General features: G+C 67.9%; 13 protein-coding genes. 8 read left to right on the plus strand and 5 right to left on the minus strand.

Annotation, left to right across the window (positions count from 1 at the left end):
* Positions 1 to 11 precede the first annotated feature (11 nt).
* Positions 12 to 518, plus strand: coding sequence for an RNA polymerase sigma factor (locus ABD231_RS39035; RefSeq protein WP_344164423.1), 507 nt, complete (start codon positions 12 to 14; stop codon positions 516 to 518).
* Positions 511 to 1,125: a hypothetical protein gene (locus ABD231_RS39040; RefSeq protein WP_344164426.1), complete on the plus strand. Its 615-nt coding sequence runs from the start codon at positions 511 to 513 to the stop codon at positions 1,123 to 1,125. Before ABD231_RS39035 ends, ABD231_RS39040 begins: the two co-directional genes overlap by 8 nt.
* A 44-nt stretch (positions 1,126 to 1,169) precedes the next feature.
* Here the strand turns inward: ABD231_RS39040 and ABD231_RS39045 are convergent, their stop codons facing one another.
* A complete protein-coding gene (locus ABD231_RS39045; RefSeq protein WP_344164429.1) occupies positions 1,170 to 2,120 on the minus strand; it encodes a GNAT family N-acetyltransferase in 951 nt (316 codons plus the stop codon).
* 40 nt (positions 2,121 to 2,160) lie between these two features.
* Entirely contained in the window at positions 2,161 to 3,738 is a 1,578-nt protein-coding gene (gene dacB / locus ABD231_RS39050) for a D-alanyl-D-alanine carboxypeptidase/D-alanyl-D-alanine endopeptidase (protein ID WP_344164432.1), read from the minus strand.
* A 142-nt stretch (positions 3,739 to 3,880) separates the two neighbouring features.
* Here dacB and ABD231_RS39055 point away from each other — a divergent pair, with 142 nt between their 5' ends.
* The 4 genes from ABD231_RS39055 to ABD231_RS39070 all read left to right on the plus strand — a co-directional run bounded on the left by ABD231_RS39055 (position 3,881) and on the right by ABD231_RS39070 (position 8,824).
* Positions 3,881 to 5,194 carry a family 43 glycosylhydrolase gene (locus tag ABD231_RS39055; RefSeq protein WP_344164434.1) on the plus strand — a complete coding sequence of 438 codons (1,314 nt, stop codon included), beginning with the start codon at positions 3,881 to 3,883 and terminating at the stop codon, positions 5,192 to 5,194.
* Positions 5,195 to 5,351: 157 nt separating this feature from the next.
* The gene (locus ABD231_RS39060) at positions 5,352 to 7,466 is read left to right on the plus strand and encodes an alkaline phosphatase family protein (RefSeq protein WP_344164437.1); all 2,115 of its coding nucleotides are present in this window, start codon (positions 5,352 to 5,354) and stop codon (positions 7,464 to 7,466) included.
* A gap of 3 nt (positions 7,467 to 7,469) precedes the next feature.
* Positions 7,470 to 8,234, plus strand: coding sequence for an MBL fold metallo-hydrolase (locus tag ABD231_RS39065; protein ID WP_344164440.1), 765 nt, complete (start codon positions 7,470 to 7,472; stop codon positions 8,232 to 8,234).
* Positions 8,231 to 8,824 (plus strand): DedA family protein, encoded by a 594-nt coding sequence (locus ABD231_RS39070; protein ID WP_344164443.1) that lies wholly within the window; start codon positions 8,231 to 8,233, stop codon positions 8,822 to 8,824. The genes ABD231_RS39065 and ABD231_RS39070 overlap by 4 nt, the downstream gene beginning before the upstream one ends.
* Here ABD231_RS39070 and ABD231_RS39075 read toward each other — a convergent pair.
* Positions 8,810 to 9,451 carry a TIGR03085 family metal-binding protein gene (locus ABD231_RS39075; RefSeq protein ID WP_344164446.1) on the minus strand — a complete coding sequence of 214 codons (642 nt, stop codon included), beginning with the start codon at positions 9,449 to 9,451 and terminating at the stop codon, positions 8,810 to 8,812. The genes ABD231_RS39070 and ABD231_RS39075 overlap by 15 nt on opposite strands.
* Positions 9,452 to 9,551: 100 nt before the next feature.
* Between ABD231_RS39075 and ABD231_RS39080 the strand changes: the two genes are divergently transcribed.
* Entirely contained in the window at positions 9,552 to 11,396 is a 1,845-nt protein-coding gene (locus ABD231_RS39080) for an ABC transporter ATP-binding protein (RefSeq protein WP_344164449.1), read from the plus strand.
* Positions 11,393 to 13,189, plus strand: coding sequence for an ABC transporter ATP-binding protein (locus tag ABD231_RS39085; RefSeq protein ID WP_344164452.1), 1,797 nt, complete (start codon positions 11,393 to 11,395; stop codon positions 13,187 to 13,189). The genes ABD231_RS39080 and ABD231_RS39085 overlap by 4 nt, the downstream gene beginning before the upstream one ends.
* A 104-nt stretch (positions 13,190 to 13,293) precedes the next feature.
* On the opposite strand, the gene ABD231_RS39090 is transcribed toward ABD231_RS39085, so the two are convergent.
* Together ABD231_RS39090 and ABD231_RS39095 are read right to left on the minus strand one after the other, a co-directional pair.
* A complete protein-coding gene (locus ABD231_RS39090; RefSeq protein ID WP_344164455.1) occupies positions 13,294 to 13,614 on the minus strand; it encodes a Fe-S cluster assembly protein HesB in 321 nt (106 codons plus the stop codon).
* Between the two features lie 302 nt (positions 13,615 to 13,916).
* Positions 13,917 to 14,897 (minus strand): hypothetical protein, encoded by a 981-nt coding sequence (locus tag ABD231_RS39095; protein WP_344164458.1) that lies wholly within the window; start codon positions 14,895 to 14,897, stop codon positions 13,917 to 13,919.
* Between the last annotated feature and the right edge of the window lie 238 nt (positions 14,898 to 15,135).

The following is a 15,135-nucleotide window of genomic DNA, read 5'->3' on the forward strand; positions in this document are numbered from 1 at the left end:
GAGGAGAGTCGGTGGATCGGGATCAGGTGCCGGATGTGGCCGTGCTGTATCGGCGAAGTTGGCCGCGGCTGATCGGCGTACTGGTGTCCATCGGTGGGTCGCGTGCCGATGCCGAAGAGGTGGCGCAGGACGCTTACGTGAAGCTGCTGAGCCGCTGGGAGTCGATCAGCAAGTACGAGGATCCGGAGGCCTGGGTTCGGTCGGTGGCGGTGCGGACGTTGATCAGCCGGCTGCGGCGCCAGCAGGTGGCGGCCAAGGCGCTGACGAGGCTGACCGGCCGCCGTACCGAGGTGGTCGCACCGCCGAACGGCGAGTCGCTGGATGTGGCGGCCGCGCTCTCCGCGTTACCACCTGCCCAGCGGGCGGTCGTCGTACTGCATCACGTGATGGATCTGCCGCTGGACCAGATTTCCGAGGAGTTGCAGGTGCCGGTGGGCACGGTGAAGTCCCGGCTGGCCCGGGCACGGCAGGCGCTGCAGCCGCTGCTGGAGGTCAAGGAGGTGCCTGAGAATGCATGAGTTGCTGAATCGCTACGTCGATGAGCAGACGCCCGAGGAGGCGCCGCCGTTCGAGTACGTCGAGCGTGCCGCCCGCGGGCGGAAGAACCGCAACCGGGTGACGGTGGCGATGGTGACCGCGCTCTTCGTGGCCGGTGGTGCCACGTTCGCCGTGGTCGACCGGCCGCGGGCCGATCAGGAGCCGGCCGGGCCGGAGACAGTGATCACCGTTCCGCCGACCGAAGGACTGCTGGACGACGGTCCGCCGCCGTCGGAGTTCCGGTACGGCCGGACGAGCATGCTGCTGGCCGGTGAGGCCCGGATCATCTCGGTCAGGTCCGATCCGGAGCGGCCGACGTTCCTGACGGTCGAAGTGCCGCCGGACCTGACCTCGTCGTACATCTGCCTGCCCAACATGGTGGTGCGGATCCTGGAGCAGGACGACAAGTCCATCCGCCTCGCCGCGTACCGATATCGGCTGGCGGCGGACCAGCCCGAGCACCAGAAGTGCACTCCGCTGCGGCTCACGAGCCGAGGCAACCAGGAGGTCGACATCGACCTGCGCCAGCCGCTGGGCATCCGGACCGTGTACGCCGGTGCTGCCGGGAAGCGCGTCCTCCAGTACTGACGGCTAGCCGGGGCGGACCGCGACTGCCCCGGCCGGCCGTCCCCTCAGACGTCCACTGTGAGCCGCATCGAGTCGATGACGAGTGACTCCGTCATGCCGACCGAGAGGTACAGCCCCAGGGCCGGTGTCGGGTTGTTGGTGTCGACGTGCAGCAGCGTGCCGGAGCGCCCGGCCGCGGCGTCCAGGGCGAACTGGTCGCGGAGCAGGTACTTGGCCAGGCCCTTGCCGCGGGCCTCGTCGAGCACACCCAGATGACCGATGTAGTTGCAGTTCTCGTCCTCGAGGAAGGCGCTGGTGCACTCGCGCACTGCAACGGCACGACCGTCGATCTCGAGCAGCGTCATCCCGGACCAGTCGAAGGTCGTCTGGGCCTCGCGGGCTGCGTGCCACTCCTCGAACGAGCGCGCTTCGAAGCCGTACTGACCGGTGAACGACTCGACCAGCACCCGGTGGGCCTCCCGCTGCGACGCCTCGTCCGGAGTGCCCCGGCGTACGAAGACTCCGGCCGGTGGCTCCGGTGCCGGCACCGGCGGCTGGTGGTCGATGCGCATCCGGTGGAACGTCGTGCCCTGTACGAAGCCGTAGGCGTCGAGACGCTCGCGGCGGGTCGTGTCGAGGCGGTAACACCCGGTGTCGAGCTGCGCCATCGGGTGTCCGTGGGCGGCTGACATTTCGCGGCCACGCCGGGTGATCTCAGCCAGCAGGTAGGCCTCGACGGCCGGGTCGCTGGTCACGGCGTCGATGTCGAGGATGCGGAACTCGCCCTTGCCGAAGACCGAGCCGTAGCCGACCAGGCGGTCGCCGTCGAAGACCAGCCAGCCGTCGGTCTCCGGCTCGAACCCGGGTTCGGTGAGCTCGTCGACGGCGTCATCGAGGGTGTAGTCGGGGAAACCGACCACAGCCTGGGTGTAGTCGCGGACCAGTTCGAAGACGGCTTTGGCGTCGTCCTTGGTCGGCGGTCGCACGGTGAAGGTGTCTGGCAGTACGGCGCTCATGTCCACAGCGTGGAGAACGAGCGCCGTACTGTCGACTGGTTTAACAGGCGGCCTTGACCCACTCCGACTCACAGACCGGCTGGGTGCTGCGGCGGTTCTCCGGCGCGACGGCCGCGGCCGGGGGAGCCTGGTCGGACCAGGAGGCGAGCAGCACACCCACGGCGTCTTCCACCGGGCGCGGCGTGGTCAGGTAGTTGTTGCTGATCATCGAGAACACCAGCTTGCGGCCGTCCTTGGTGGTCACGTACCCGGACAGTGCGGTCGCACCGGTCAGTGAGCCGGTCTTGCCGTGCAGGTTGTTGGCGGCCGGAGTGTTGCGCATTCGGGCACTCAACGTGCCCCCGGTGAACCGGTCCGGGTTGCCCGCGATGGGCAGTGCGGCGTACCACTGCGCGAACCACGGCTCCTGCTGTACGGCGAGCAGCAGCGTGGTGATCGCGTTCGAGGTGAGGTTGACCTTGCGGGCCAGCCCCGAGCCGTCGTTGATCCGGATGGTGCTGGTGTCGACGCCCTTGGACTTGGCGTAGTCGGTGACGACGGCCAGACCGGCCGGCCAGGTGCCCTGTCCCTTGACGGCCGCACCCATGGCCTTGACCAGGTGCTCGGCGTGCATGTTGTTCGAGAGCTTCATGAACGGCGTCATCAGCTCGCCGACGGTCATCGACTCGTCCTTGGCCAGCACGGTGGCACCAGCCGGGGTGGTGGCGCCCTTGGTGCGGCCGAGGACCTTGATGCCCTCGGCGGCGAGTGCCCGGCGGAACACATCGGCGGCGTACAGCTGCGGCTCCCAGACAGTCACCCACTTGGTGGACTTGGCAGCGCCGAGCGGGAACGAGCCGCTGACGCGGACTGTGTTGGTGCCGTGCTCACGCTCGACGACCAGGGTGCTGGCCGAGCCGGTCGCGCCAGTGGTGGCGGTGTTGACGATCTTCAGTACGCCGTTGGCCGGGACCAGGTTCAGCTTGACCGGGTCACCGGCTGCGGCTCCAGGCGTGGTCTCGACGATCGCCGTACCGGAGTCGTAGTCGGTGTTCGGCGCCAGCGTCAGTGCGGAGATCTGGGCGGAGTAGTACGACGACTCGTCGTCGCCGGCCCAGCCGTCACCGAGCCGGACATGGTCGAAGTAGGAGTCGTCGGCGACCAGGTTGCCGATGACGCGCTCGACGCCGGCTGTCTTGAGCTGCTTGGCCAGTGCGACGTAGTCCGACTGCAGAGTGGTCGGGTCGCCGTACCCCTTGAGGTACAGGTCGCCATGGACGTTGCCGTCCTTGACCGGGGAGGTCGCCAGCACGTCGGTGTGGAACTTGTACGCCGGGCCGAGCACGCCCAGCGCAGCGGCGGACGTGAACAGCTTGGTGTTCGACGCCGGCGTCAGGCGGTTGCCGCCGTTGCGGTTGTAGAGGGTGTCACCGGTGGTGGCGTCGCGGACCACCAGATCGACCTGTGAGCCGGTGAAGGCGCTGTTGGTCAGCAGCTTGTCCAGCTGGGTCTGCAGTGGCGTCTCGTCAGCCGAGGCGCTCGACCCGACCGACTGCGAAACCACCGCACCCGCTGCTACGGCGAGTACGGCGGCAGCTGCGATCAGCTTGCGCCTTGAAACCCACGATGAATAGCTCACTCGATACTCCTTTGGCAGGCAGACTTCGGCTGTGGCGGCCCAGCGGTGATTCTCTATCACTGTGGGGTCGCGCCGCAGGTGAATCGATGTAAAACTGCAGACTTCCGCCCCCACCCTGCCCCGCCCCCTCCAAGGAGTGCCGATGCTTCGACGACTACTCGCGGCCACTGTCACCGTCGCCGCGGTCGGTTTCTCTGCTGTCCAGGCCGCCCCGACGCAGGCCGTCGTACCGAAGGCCGCCGGTGCGGTGTTCCCGTCCGAGATCGTGAAGCAGGACTTTCCCGATCCGGATGTGTTCCAGCAGGACGGCACCTGGTACGCCTACTCGACGAACACCAAGTGGCACGTCCCGGTGGCGACCGCTGCCAGCGCCGAGGGACCGTGGACCACTCGCGGTGAGGCGATGCCCGGTGGCCCGTCGGCCGCGTGGGCCAAGCCCGGCCGCACCTGGGCGCCGGACGTACACCCGAACTCCGACGGCACCTACACGCTCACCTACACCGCCTGGCACCAGGAGTCCGACAAGCAGTGCATCGGAGTGGCGATCGCCACCGCGCCGCTTGGCCCGTTCACCCCGGTCGGTACCGAACCACTGATCTGCCCGGTCGACCTCGGCGGTGCCATCGACGCCAACACCTTCGTGGATCGCGACGGAACGCGCTACCTGGTCTGGAAGAACGACGGCAACGCGATCGGCAAGCCGTCGACGCTGTGGCTGACCAAGACGACCGACAACGGCACGAAGCTGGTCGGAGCCGACAAGGCGCTGCTGAGCTCGAACGGGATCGCCGAGGCGCCGGACCTCGTCCAGCGCGACAGCCGGTACCTGCTGTTCTTCTCCACCAACGGCTACAACGACTGCAACTACCAGACGACCTACGCGACCGCGACGAGCCTGACCGGCCCGTGGACTGTCCAGCAGCGACCGCTGCTCACCACGCAGAGCTTCGACGGCAACGTCTGTGGCCCGGGTGGCGCCGACGTCGTCGGTGACAAGGTGTTCATGCACGGCTGGGTCAACGGCTCACGACACCTGTACGTCGGCGATGTCGGCTGGGCGAACGATTGGCCGGTGGTTCGCGGCAGTCGGGTCCGGACCGAAGCCGAAAGCGGTCAGCTGAACCACTGCGTGCTGCGGGAGAACTCCGCGGGCGCATCGGGTGGCAAGGCGGTCGGCTACATCGACTTCGCCGACTCCTGGGTCGAGAACCGGGTCTTCGCGCCGGTCGCCGGCGGCTACACACTGCACGTCGGATACGCGAACGGCTCACAGGGCACTGCCAGCCACACGCTGTCGATCAACGGCACCAGCCAGGGCTCGGTCAGCTATCCGTTCACCGGCTGGAACCAGTGGCGGCAGTCCTCGGTCCCGGTGACGCTGCGAGCCGGATGGAACACGGTCCGGCTCGGCAAGGGCACGCTCTACACCGAGGTGGACTACCTCGAACTGCAGTAGCCGTCCAGTTGCCGGGTCAGGGACCTACCGGGGGCGACCCCGGCCCTGACCCGGGAACAGCCCGTCGATGCGTGGCGCGGTGACACCACACCGGACCTCTGCTCGTACGCTCGGTACAGCACCACAGCTGACGGGCGGACGGGGAGTACGGCAAGAGATGGCGAAACCACCGGAACAGGTCTCCCGCGATCGGCGTGGGCGCAAGCCGATCTGGCTGGACTGGCGGCGTACCGGTCGCGGTCTGCAGGCGATGCTGGTCGGCGGGATGCTGTCCCTGATCTCCCTGATCATCACGTTCTGGACGCTGCCCCAGATCAGCAGCGACGGCCGGATGCCGATCCTGCGGCTCGTGGTGTTGCTGGCGGTTTTCAGCGTGTTGATGCGCTGGGTGCTGGCCGGAGTCGCGGTTCTGATCGGCTCGATCGGCGTACTGGTCGGCGGACTGCTGTCCCAGTTCGGAGTGGTCTACCTCGGCATCACCGTCGACCCAGGGGTGAACCTGCACGGTGGACCCGAGGCGGTGCTGGTGGTGTCGATCGTGATGTCGTCGGTCAGCGCCTTCGTCGGCTGGATCGCGTACGCCGGGAGTGACGACGCGTATGTCGCCGAGGTGATGCGCGTGGTCCACCGCCGGGCCCGCAAGCTCACCGCGGCGCCCAAGACCGGGATGCTGATCATCCAGGTCGACGGTCTGTCCGCACCGCTGCTCAACTGGATGGTGATGTCCGGCAACCTGCCGCATCTGGGTGGCTGGATCCGCGATGGCAAGCACTCGATGGTGGAGTGGCACACCGGCGTACCGGCGACGACACCGGCCAGTCAGGCCGGCATCCTGCACGGCGGCTCCGGCCAGATTCCCGCGTTCCGGTGGTACGAGAAAGAGACCGGCCGGGTGATGGTGACGAACCGTGGCCGGGACGCTGCTGAGATCGAGGCCCGGATGTCGACCGGTCGCGGACTGCTCGCGGACGGCGGTGTCAGCATCAGCAACAACTGGTCCGGGGACGCCGAACGCTGCGAGCTGGTCTTCAGCCGGGCCGCGCTGCCGAACAGCCGCAGCCGCGGGTACGTCCGGTTCTTCTCCAGTCCCCAGGGCGCTGCCCGTGGACTGGTGCTGTGTATGGCCGAGATGGTGAAGGAGCTGTTCCAGGCTCGCAGGCAGAAGCGACGCAACCTGGTGCCGCGGGTGAACCGCGGTGGCAGTTACATCTTCCTGCGGGCGATTACCAACGTGCTGCTGCGCGATCTGAACGTCTCGCTGATCACCGACGAGCTGGTGAAGGGCACACCGGTCGTCTACTGCGATTTCGTCGACTACGACGAGGTGGCGCACCACGCCGGCCCGACCCGGCCGGAGTCCCTGCAGACGCTGGAGGGACTCGACCGAGTGCTCGGTGCGCTGCAGCGGATCATCGACATCCTGCCGCACTCATACGAGATCGTGGTGCTGTCCGACCACGGCCAGAGCCAGGGTGCGACGTTCCTGCAGCGCTACGGCCGGACGCTGACCGAGGTGGTCGACGAACTGGTCGACACGACCAGTGAGCCGGTTGCTGCCGTCGGGAAGTCCGAGGGTTGGGGTCCGGTGAACGCGTTTCTGACCGAGCTGTCACTGCGCCGCAGTGTGGCTGGTTCGGTGACCCGGAAGGCCCTGCACGCGAAGGCTGCGCGTGGTGAGGTGGAGCTCGGTCCGAAGGACTGCGAGCCGGCGGTCGGTGCGGATGAGCAGATGCTGGTCACGGCCTCCGGGAACCTGGCGCTGATCTACCTGGCGACCACGCCGGGCCGGGTGCCGCTGGAGGAGATCGAGTTGCTCCACCCGAAGCTGATTCCGGGGCTGGCAACGCACCCGGGCGTCGGGTTCGTCGTGGTCGACTCGTTGGCCGAAGGGCCGGTCGCGATCGGCCGGGCCGGTGTGCGAGTGCTCAAGACCGGGCGGATCGAGGGTGAGGACCCACTGGCGCAGTACGGGCCGTTCGCACCCGCGTCGATCCTGCGACAGGCAGAGCTGCCGCACAACGGCGACGTCGTTGTGGTCAGCCGAGTCGACGAGTACACGCACGAGGTGGCTGCGTTCGAGGAGCTCGTGGGCTGCCATGGCGGGATCGGCGGCTGGCAGACCGAGGCGGTGCTGGTGCACCCGACCCGCTGGGAGCTGAAGGAGCCTCCCGTAGGCTCCGACGAGGTCCACGCACTGCTGATCAGCTGGCTCGAGAAGCTCGGGCAGCGCAAGGACGCCCAGGAGCCGGTCGAGACGAAGGTAGAGGCCTGAAGCGTGCGGATCACCTGGTGGGGGCATGCGACCACCACCATCGACGCGGACGGCACCCGGCTACTGACCGACCCCGTACTGACCTCACGCATCGCTCACCTCCGCCGCCGTCGTGGACCCGCACCGACGCCGGAGGCCGGTCACTGCGACGCGGTGCTCGTTTCACATATGCACGCTGACCACCTGCACCTCACCTCGCTGCCACTGGTCGCTCGGGACGCGGCACTCGTCGTACCGCGGGGTGCGGCTCGGCTGATCCACCATGACTACGGTGCGGCCTTCTCGGATCGCTGTATCGAGGTGGCGCCCGGCCATCAGATCAGGATCGGCTCACTCGACATCACCGTGATCACCGCACACCACGACGGCCGACGGCTGCCGTGGTCGTCGTACAAGGGTCCGGCGGTGGGCTACCGAGTCGACAGCGCCCCGAGCGTCTGGTTCGCCGGGGACACCGACCTGTACGACGATCTGGCCGCCGAGGCGGGTCCTGTCGACGTGGCGCTGGTCCCGGTCGGCGGATGGGGACCGAATCTCGGTCCTGGGCACTTGAACCCCGCGCGGGCCGCTGAGGCTGTTCAGCGGGTTGGCGCGAGTGTGGCGGTTCCGGTGCATTTCGGGACGTTCTGGCCGATCGGGTTCGACCGGGTGCGGCCTGAGATGTTCCTGGCACCGGGGGACCAGTTCCGGGCCGCGATGGCTCAGCTGGATCCTGCTGTGCAGGTGAATCTGTTGGTACCAGGAGAGTCGACCGAGGTGGCAGGATGACAGGTGACGCGAACTTCGACCTCTGGTACCTGTTTGCCCTCGCCGGTGCTGTGCTGATCGGCGCCGTGCTGCCGGTGCTTCCGACTGGCGCTGCGGTTTCGGCGGGCGCCGTACTGGCGTCACACAGCACTCCGATCGGTCTGCTCGGAGTGCTCATCGCCGGTGCCGCAGGTGCGTATGTCGGCGACCTGATCGTGTACGCCGGGTGCCGGTTCGGTGGTGAGAAACTCGCGAAGCGAGTCGGGTGGTTGCGCGACAACGAGCGCTTGGACGCACTCCGAGATCGCCTGTCCGAGCACGAGATCGGCGTACTGCTGACCTCGCGACTCATCCCTGGTGGGCGCGTGCCGGTGCTGCTGGCAGCCGGACTGGCCGGCTACCGGTGGGAGCGGTTCGCACTGGTCGACCTGGCCGCCTCGTCGCTGTGGGCTGCGGTCTACATGGCCATCGGACTACTCGGCTATGCGCTGTTCCCGGAGCCGTGGCAAGGCGTTGTGGCCGCGATCGTGCTGGTGGTGCTGGTCACGGTGGTCAGCGGTCTGATCCAGAAGGCGCGCCGCAAGCGCGGTACTGCCTCAGAAGCCGAATGACGTGGTCTTAAGCTCGTCGATGAGCGCTGCGTCACCCTCGAGCTGAACGTCGGCGACCTGCTGCCGCCCGAAGCAGAACAGCACCAGCTCGACCGGCTCACCGATGACGGTGACCGACCGGCCGTTGCTGGGCGGTTTCGCGACCGTCGAACGGCCGTCGGGGAGCTGCAGCACGAGGCCGGTGGACGCCTTGCGGGCCATCGCGCGGCCGCCCACCTTGAGCCCCTTCCACAGACCCGCCTGCTGCTCGGCCGGCAGCGCGCGCACGGTGAACGACGGCTGCGCGCGACGGACGTCCTCGTGGTGCACCAGGTACTCGGTCGTGTTCAGCTGGTGCCCGATCAGCGGCAGCCCGTAGATCGAGGCGCGCGGCGGCCCGTTGCGGACCTTGTCGACCACTCCGGTGAACCCGTACTTCGCCTTCGCCCGCTCCATCCGCTTCTCGGTGGTGTCGGCGAACGCGGAGATCATGATCCCCGGTCCGGCCATCGGGTCGGTCTCCCGGACGTACAGGTGCACAGCCAGGTCGTACGTCGTCCAGCCGTCACACAGCGTCGGCTGGTCCGGTCCTAGCGCGTCGAAGAGGTCACACAGTGCAAGTCGCTCTACCCGGCTGTAGTCGGTCACATATCTGATCGTAGTTGTCGGTGGGGAATGGCAGAATGTCAATCGTTGTCATGATTGTGACTGCAGTTCGCACCTGACTGTCCTGGAGTGTCTCTTGCCCGTGCCGAAAGTCCCAGACAAGGGGAGCGCAACCCGGCGTGGGTTCGCGGTCCTGCGGGTGGCCATCTGGGAGGAGCCCTGGGTCTTCGCGCTCTCGGTGGCGTTCAGCATGCTGTACGGCGCGATGACGGTGGCCGACGGCTGGGCGCTGGGCTGGGCCACCGACCACGTGATCCGGCCGGCCCTGGAGCGCGGTGACACCACCTTCGGTGCACTGGCCGCACTCGTCTCGCTCTTCCTCGGAATCGCCATCCTGCGCGCCATCGGCGTGGTCGGACGACGCGTCGGTGCCGGCGTGATGCAGTTCCGGCTGCAGGCGACGTACCGGCGCCGGGTCACCCGGCAGTACCAGAAGCTGCCGCTGGAGTGGCACCACAAGCACCCGACCGGTCAGCTGCTGTCCAATGCGAACGCGGATGTCGAGTCGATCTGGTTCGTGATCGCACCGCTGCCGATGGCGATCGGTGTGCTCGCGATGCTGGCCTTCGCGACCGTGGCGATGTTCATGGCCGACGTCTGGCTTGCACTGGTCGGCTGTCTGGTCTTCCCGCTGGTCTTCGTCGCCAACGTGATCTTCCAGCGAGTCCTGCAGCCACTGGCGACGCGGGCGCAGCAGCTGCGAGCAGATGTCTCCGAGGTCGCGCACGAGTCGTTCGACGGCGCACTGGTGGTCAAGACGCTCGGCCGCGAGGCTGCGGAGACCGAGCGCTTCCGGACTCCGACGTACGCGCTGCGGGACGCGAACATCGCGGTGAACAAGGCCCGCGGCATGTTCGACCCCGTGATCGACGCACTGCCCCGGATCGGCGTGCTGATCGTGCTGCTGGTCGGTGTCGGCCGGGTGCGCTCGGGCGCGGCGGATGCGGGCGACGTCGTACAGGTGGCGTTCCTGTTCACGCTGATCGGGTTCCCGATCCGGGCGCTGGGCTGGGTGCTGGGCGAGCTGCCGCGGTCCGTGGTCGGCTGGGACCGGGTGCGACGTGTGCTGACCGCCGAGGGCGGCATGGAGTACGGCGAGGATCGGCTGACGTCGAACACCGCGGCCCGGCTGGATGTGTCCGGCCTGCGGTTCGGGTACCTGCCGGATCGCGACGTACTGAGCGGCATGGAGTTCACTGTCGAGCCCGGCCGGACTGTCGCGGTGGTGGGACCGACCGGCGCGGGGAAGTCGACGATGACCACGCTGCTGACCAGACTGGTCGATCCCGAAGAGGGCTCGGTCAAGGTCGACGGCACGGACCTGCGTGGGTTGGCCCAGGGCGAACTGGCGGACTCCGTGGCGCTGGTGGCGCAGACGGCGTTCCTGTTCGACGACAGTATCCGCGGCAACATCACGCTGGGCGGTGACTACACCGACGAGGACATCTGGGACGCACTGCGGATCGCACAGGGTGACGGATTCGTGAAGGCGCTTCCGAACGGGTTGGACACCAAGGTCGGTGAGCGCGGGACGACACTGTCCGGTGGGCAGCGACAGCGCATCGCACTGGCCAGAGCGCTGGTACGGCGGCCGCGCCTGCTGATCCTGGATGACGCGACCAGTGCGGTGGACCCGCAGGTCGAGGCGCGGATCCTGGCCGGACTGCGGTCCGTGGTGCAGGAGGACGCGAGTGCCGCGACGACGGTCCTGGTGATCGCGTACCGGAAGGCGACCATCTCACTCGCCGACGAGGTGCTGTTCCTGGACGAGGGACGCATCGCGGCGCAGGGCACGCACACCGAGCTGCAGGAGACCTCAGCGGCGTACCGGGATCTGGTGGACGCCTACGAGAAGGACGCCGAGCGCCGGCAGGAAGAAGCCGAGCTGGACGAAGAGCTTGATGACCTGGACGGAGTGAAGGCATGAGCGCCGCAGAAGCGACTCGGATGGACCATGGCGATGACGCCGGTGGTCTGGAGACGCTGCGGCAGGGACTGCGCATCTCACCCGAGCTGGTCCAGGGCTGGTGGGTCACTGCGCTGCTGGCGCTGACCATGACCGCCGGGCGGATCGTCATCCCGATCGCTGTCCAGCAGACCATCGACAAGGGCCTGTCCGGTCCCGGTGGGCCGGACATGTCGTTCGTGGCGTGGATGGTCGCCGTCTGTGCCGTCGGGATCGTGGTGACCGCCGGAGCGTCGTACCTGACGACTGTGCGGCTCGCGGTGAACTCAGAGCGCGGACTGTCGACCATGCGGATCAAGGCGTTCCGGCACGTGCACGACCTGCCGGTGCTGACGCAGAGCACCGAGCGACGCGGCGCACTGGTCAGCCGGGTCACGTCGGACGTGGACACCGTGTCGCAGTTCCTGCAGTTCGGTGGGTTCATCTTCCTGGTCAGCCTCGGGCAGATGCTGCTGGCGACCGTGGTCATGTTCGTCTACTCGTGGCAGCTGGCCCTGGTGGTGCTGGTCTGCTTCATCCCGCTCTTCGCCAGCCTGCGCGCACTGCAGAAGCGGATGTCAGCCGCGTACGGCGTGGTCCGGGCCAAGGTCGGCGAGATGCTGTCCGCGGTCGCCGAACCGGTGGTCGGTGCCCAGGTGGTGCGCGCCTACGCGATCGAGCAGCGGACGCAGGCCCGGATCGACGCGACGGTCGACGACTACCGCCGTACGGCGACCAGTGCGCAGACGCTGACCGGGATCACCTTCTCGATCGGCGGTCTGGCGGCCGGTCTGGCGAACGCAGGAGTCCTGACGGCCGGTGTGCTGCTCGGAGTGGACGGTCAGGCGACGCTGGGCGAGATTCTCGCGTTCATGTTCCTGGTCGCGTTGTTCTCCGACCCGGTGCAGATCGCCACCCAGGTGCTGACCGATGCGCAGAGCGCCTTCGCTGGCTGGCGGCGAGTGCTCGGTGTCATCAACACTCCGGCCGATGTGGTCGACCCGGGCGAGGACGGGGTAAAGCAGGCGCGCGGGCCGATCACCGTCGAGTTCGCGGACGTGGACTTCGCCTACCCCGAAGGCGAACTGGTACTGCGTGATGTCGACGTGCGGCTGGAGCCGCATCGGCGGGTCGCGGTCGTGGGGGAGACCGGATCCGGCAAGACGACGTTCGCGAAGCTGCTCACGCGGTTGATGGACCCGACGTCGGGTGCCGTGCGGCTGGACGGGGTGGACGCGCGCGTGATCTCGTTCGAGTCGCTGCGGGAGCGGGTCGTGATGGTGCCGCAGGACGGCTACCTGTTCGACGCGTCACTGGCCGAGAACGTTCGCTTCGGCCGGCCTGAGGTGACGGATGCGGAGTTGCTGGCCGCCTTCGAGTCACTCGGCCTCACCGACTGGCTGGAGTCGCTGCCCGACGGGCTGGAGTCCGTGGTTGGCCAGCGTGGTGAGTCCCTGTCCGCAGGTGAGCGTCAGCTGGTCGCACTGGTCCGGGCGAACATCGCTGACCCCGATTTGCTCGTCCTGGACGAGGCGACCTCCGCGGTCGACCCCGGTACCGAGGTGCGGGTCAATGCGGCGCTGGAGCGGCTGATGAGCGGCCGGACGTCGGTCACCATCGCGCACCGGCTGTCCACCGCTGAGGCGGCTGACGAGGTGCTGGTGTTCGACAACGGTGAGGTCGTCGAGCGCGGACCGCACGCGGAGCTCGTCACTGCAGGCGGTGTCTACTCACGTCTGCACGAGAGCTGGATAGCTCAGCGGAGTGCCCTCTAGACAGACCCCAGGGCGCGGCCGGTTCCTGGGAGGTCGAACCAGCCGCGCCCGGATCAGGTACCCCGCGACACCACAGTCAGGTTGGTGTCCCGTCGTACCTGGGCTCAGGGAGTCGGAGCAGCCCCGTTCTCCCGGCCGGCACCAGGCTGCGGTACCAGCAGGAACTCGACGCCGCCCTTGTCGTCGACGGCTGCGTCGAGGATCTTGTCATCCAGCGCGTTCGCGGCGTTCTGTTCCAGGAACACCCGGGCCCCGGCCTCTTCGACCACTTGGTCACCCGGCCGTGGGGCTTCCGTCGTCGTCACCGCCAGCGCCGGATCCGCCGGATTCTCCTGCGAGATCCGCACTCCGGCCCCCTCCGGCGCACCCTCGACCCCGGTGATGCTCTTGATCACCAAAGTCGCGTTCTCAGTCAGGGTAAGCACAACAGCTCCAACCTCTAGACATCACTGAACCCACCCCGTGCCCGACTCCCAGTACCCCAAACCCCCACTTCGAGCCCCCACCCCCATCTCCCACCCCCAAGTCCCACCCCACGTGCCCAAAGGTGGGTCGCCTTCTCTTTGTGCACGAGAGCCATCTTTGTGTATCCACCAGTCATTTTTCGGAGCTTCACGTGGTTGGTGGGTTCTCAAAGATGAGTTCGGTGCACAAAGAGCGGCGGGGATGTTGGGGAGTGGGGGGCTGCTCTTTGGGGGCTCGGTGAGGGGTGGGGATGGGGTGGCGGCTAGGCGGCTAGGTGGGTGTGGGTGGGGGCTACGCGCCAGATGGGGGGTGGGCCGGGGCGGGCGCGGCCGCGGTCGAACGCGGCGCGCAGGCGGGGGATGAGGTCCGACCGCGGGGCGACGGAGTCTTCCCAGCCGAAGTGGACGAGCTCGATCCCTCGGTCACTCAGCCTTTGGTCGCGTCGATGCGCAAGACGCAGCAGGCGTCGGCGCTCCTCGGGGGTTGCCGCCTCGTATTTCGCGAGGCCGTCGACCTCGGCGGCAGTGCGGAACTCCGGCCACCACAGATCGACCCGCTCCAGCATCCAGCGGAATCCGTCGAAGAACTGCACCTGAAGCTCCGGGGCCGGTAGTCCGCCGGCCATACATCTCATCCGGGCGATCGACTCCAAGGGCGACTCCGCGCGCGCATCACCGAACATGATCGTCGCCCGAGCCCGCCGTACACCGGGCCACTGCCCCTGGCGCTCGAGAACCGCGGTCAGCTCGGCCACCGTCGTACCGGCCCGCAGCGCGTCGTCGACAGTGACGATCGCCTCTCGGGTCGGCAGCTCCCGCGCGAGATCCACGACGGTCCGGGCAAGGCTGGTGACCGGCAGCCAGCCCGCCCGCGACAGGTCATCGGGTGCGAGACCGGCCCGCCGTACGACGATGTTCGGGCGCCACTGATTCCGCTTCGAATCCGGCGGCCGGGTCAGCCAGGCGGCGTCGTACGGAGGTGCTGTGGTGCGCGCTCGGTCGACCCAGGTACTGAGACCTGCGAGTCGGGCAGCACTGAAGTGGCTCACGACCGAACCCGGGTGCGCTGCCTGAGCACACGCGCTGATCGCGCGCTCCGCGGCGATGGTGCCGTCGAGGTAGTGCCCGTGGTGATGGTGGAGCTTTCCCTGCCGCACAAGCCTTCGCAGGTCGGAGTCACTCAGCCCCGTCCCCAACAGCACTTCCCGCCGCACCGGCCGCTGAACAATCTCAAGACCCTCCATGCCCATCACCCTCCACCACCGCCGACCCCACCGCCACCCCGATCTCCGCCCCTGTGGATAACCCCGCCCACCCCCGCCCAAGCCCCGATCCCCGACGCCCCCAATCCGCCCAAAGGTGGGTCGCCTTCTCTTTGTGCACGAGCCGCATCTTTGTGCACCCACCAACCATTTTGGAGGCGGTCAAATGGTCGGTGGCTTCTCAAAGATGCGCTGCGCGCACAAAGATGCGCGCACAAAG

Source organism: Kribbella yunnanensis, assembly GCF_039529655.1.
Classification (GTDB): domain Bacteria; phylum Actinomycetota; class Actinomycetes; order Propionibacteriales; family Kribbellaceae; genus Kribbella; species Kribbella yunnanensis.

What these genes read in the sequence shown, in the direction of transcription:
- ABD231_RS39095 (WP_344164458.1), bottom strand. Translation starts at nt 14,897, where the DNA reads ATGGAGGGTCTTGAGATTGTTCAGCGGCCGGTGCGGCGGGAAGTGCTG.
- ABD231_RS39040 (WP_344164426.1), top strand. Translation starts at nt 511, where the DNA reads ATGCATGAGTTGCTGAATCGCTACGTCGATGAGCAGACGCCCGAGGAG.
- ABD231_RS39070 (WP_344164443.1), top strand. Translation starts at nt 8,231, where the DNA reads ATGACAGGTGACGCGAACTTCGACCTCTGGTACCTGTTTGCCCTCGCC.
- ABD231_RS39060 (WP_344164437.1), top strand. Translation starts at nt 5,352, where the DNA reads ATGGCGAAACCACCGGAACAGGTCTCCCGCGATCGGCGTGGGCGCAAG.
- ABD231_RS39045 (WP_344164429.1), bottom strand. Translation starts at nt 2,120, where the DNA reads ATGAGCGCCGTACTGCCAGACACCTTCACCGTGCGACCGCCGACCAAG.
- ABD231_RS39085 (WP_344164452.1), top strand. Translation starts at nt 11,393, where the DNA reads ATGAGCGCCGCAGAAGCGACTCGGATGGACCATGGCGATGACGCCGGT.
- ABD231_RS39055 (WP_344164434.1), top strand. Translation starts at nt 3,881, where the DNA reads ATGCTTCGACGACTACTCGCGGCCACTGTCACCGTCGCCGCGGTCGGT.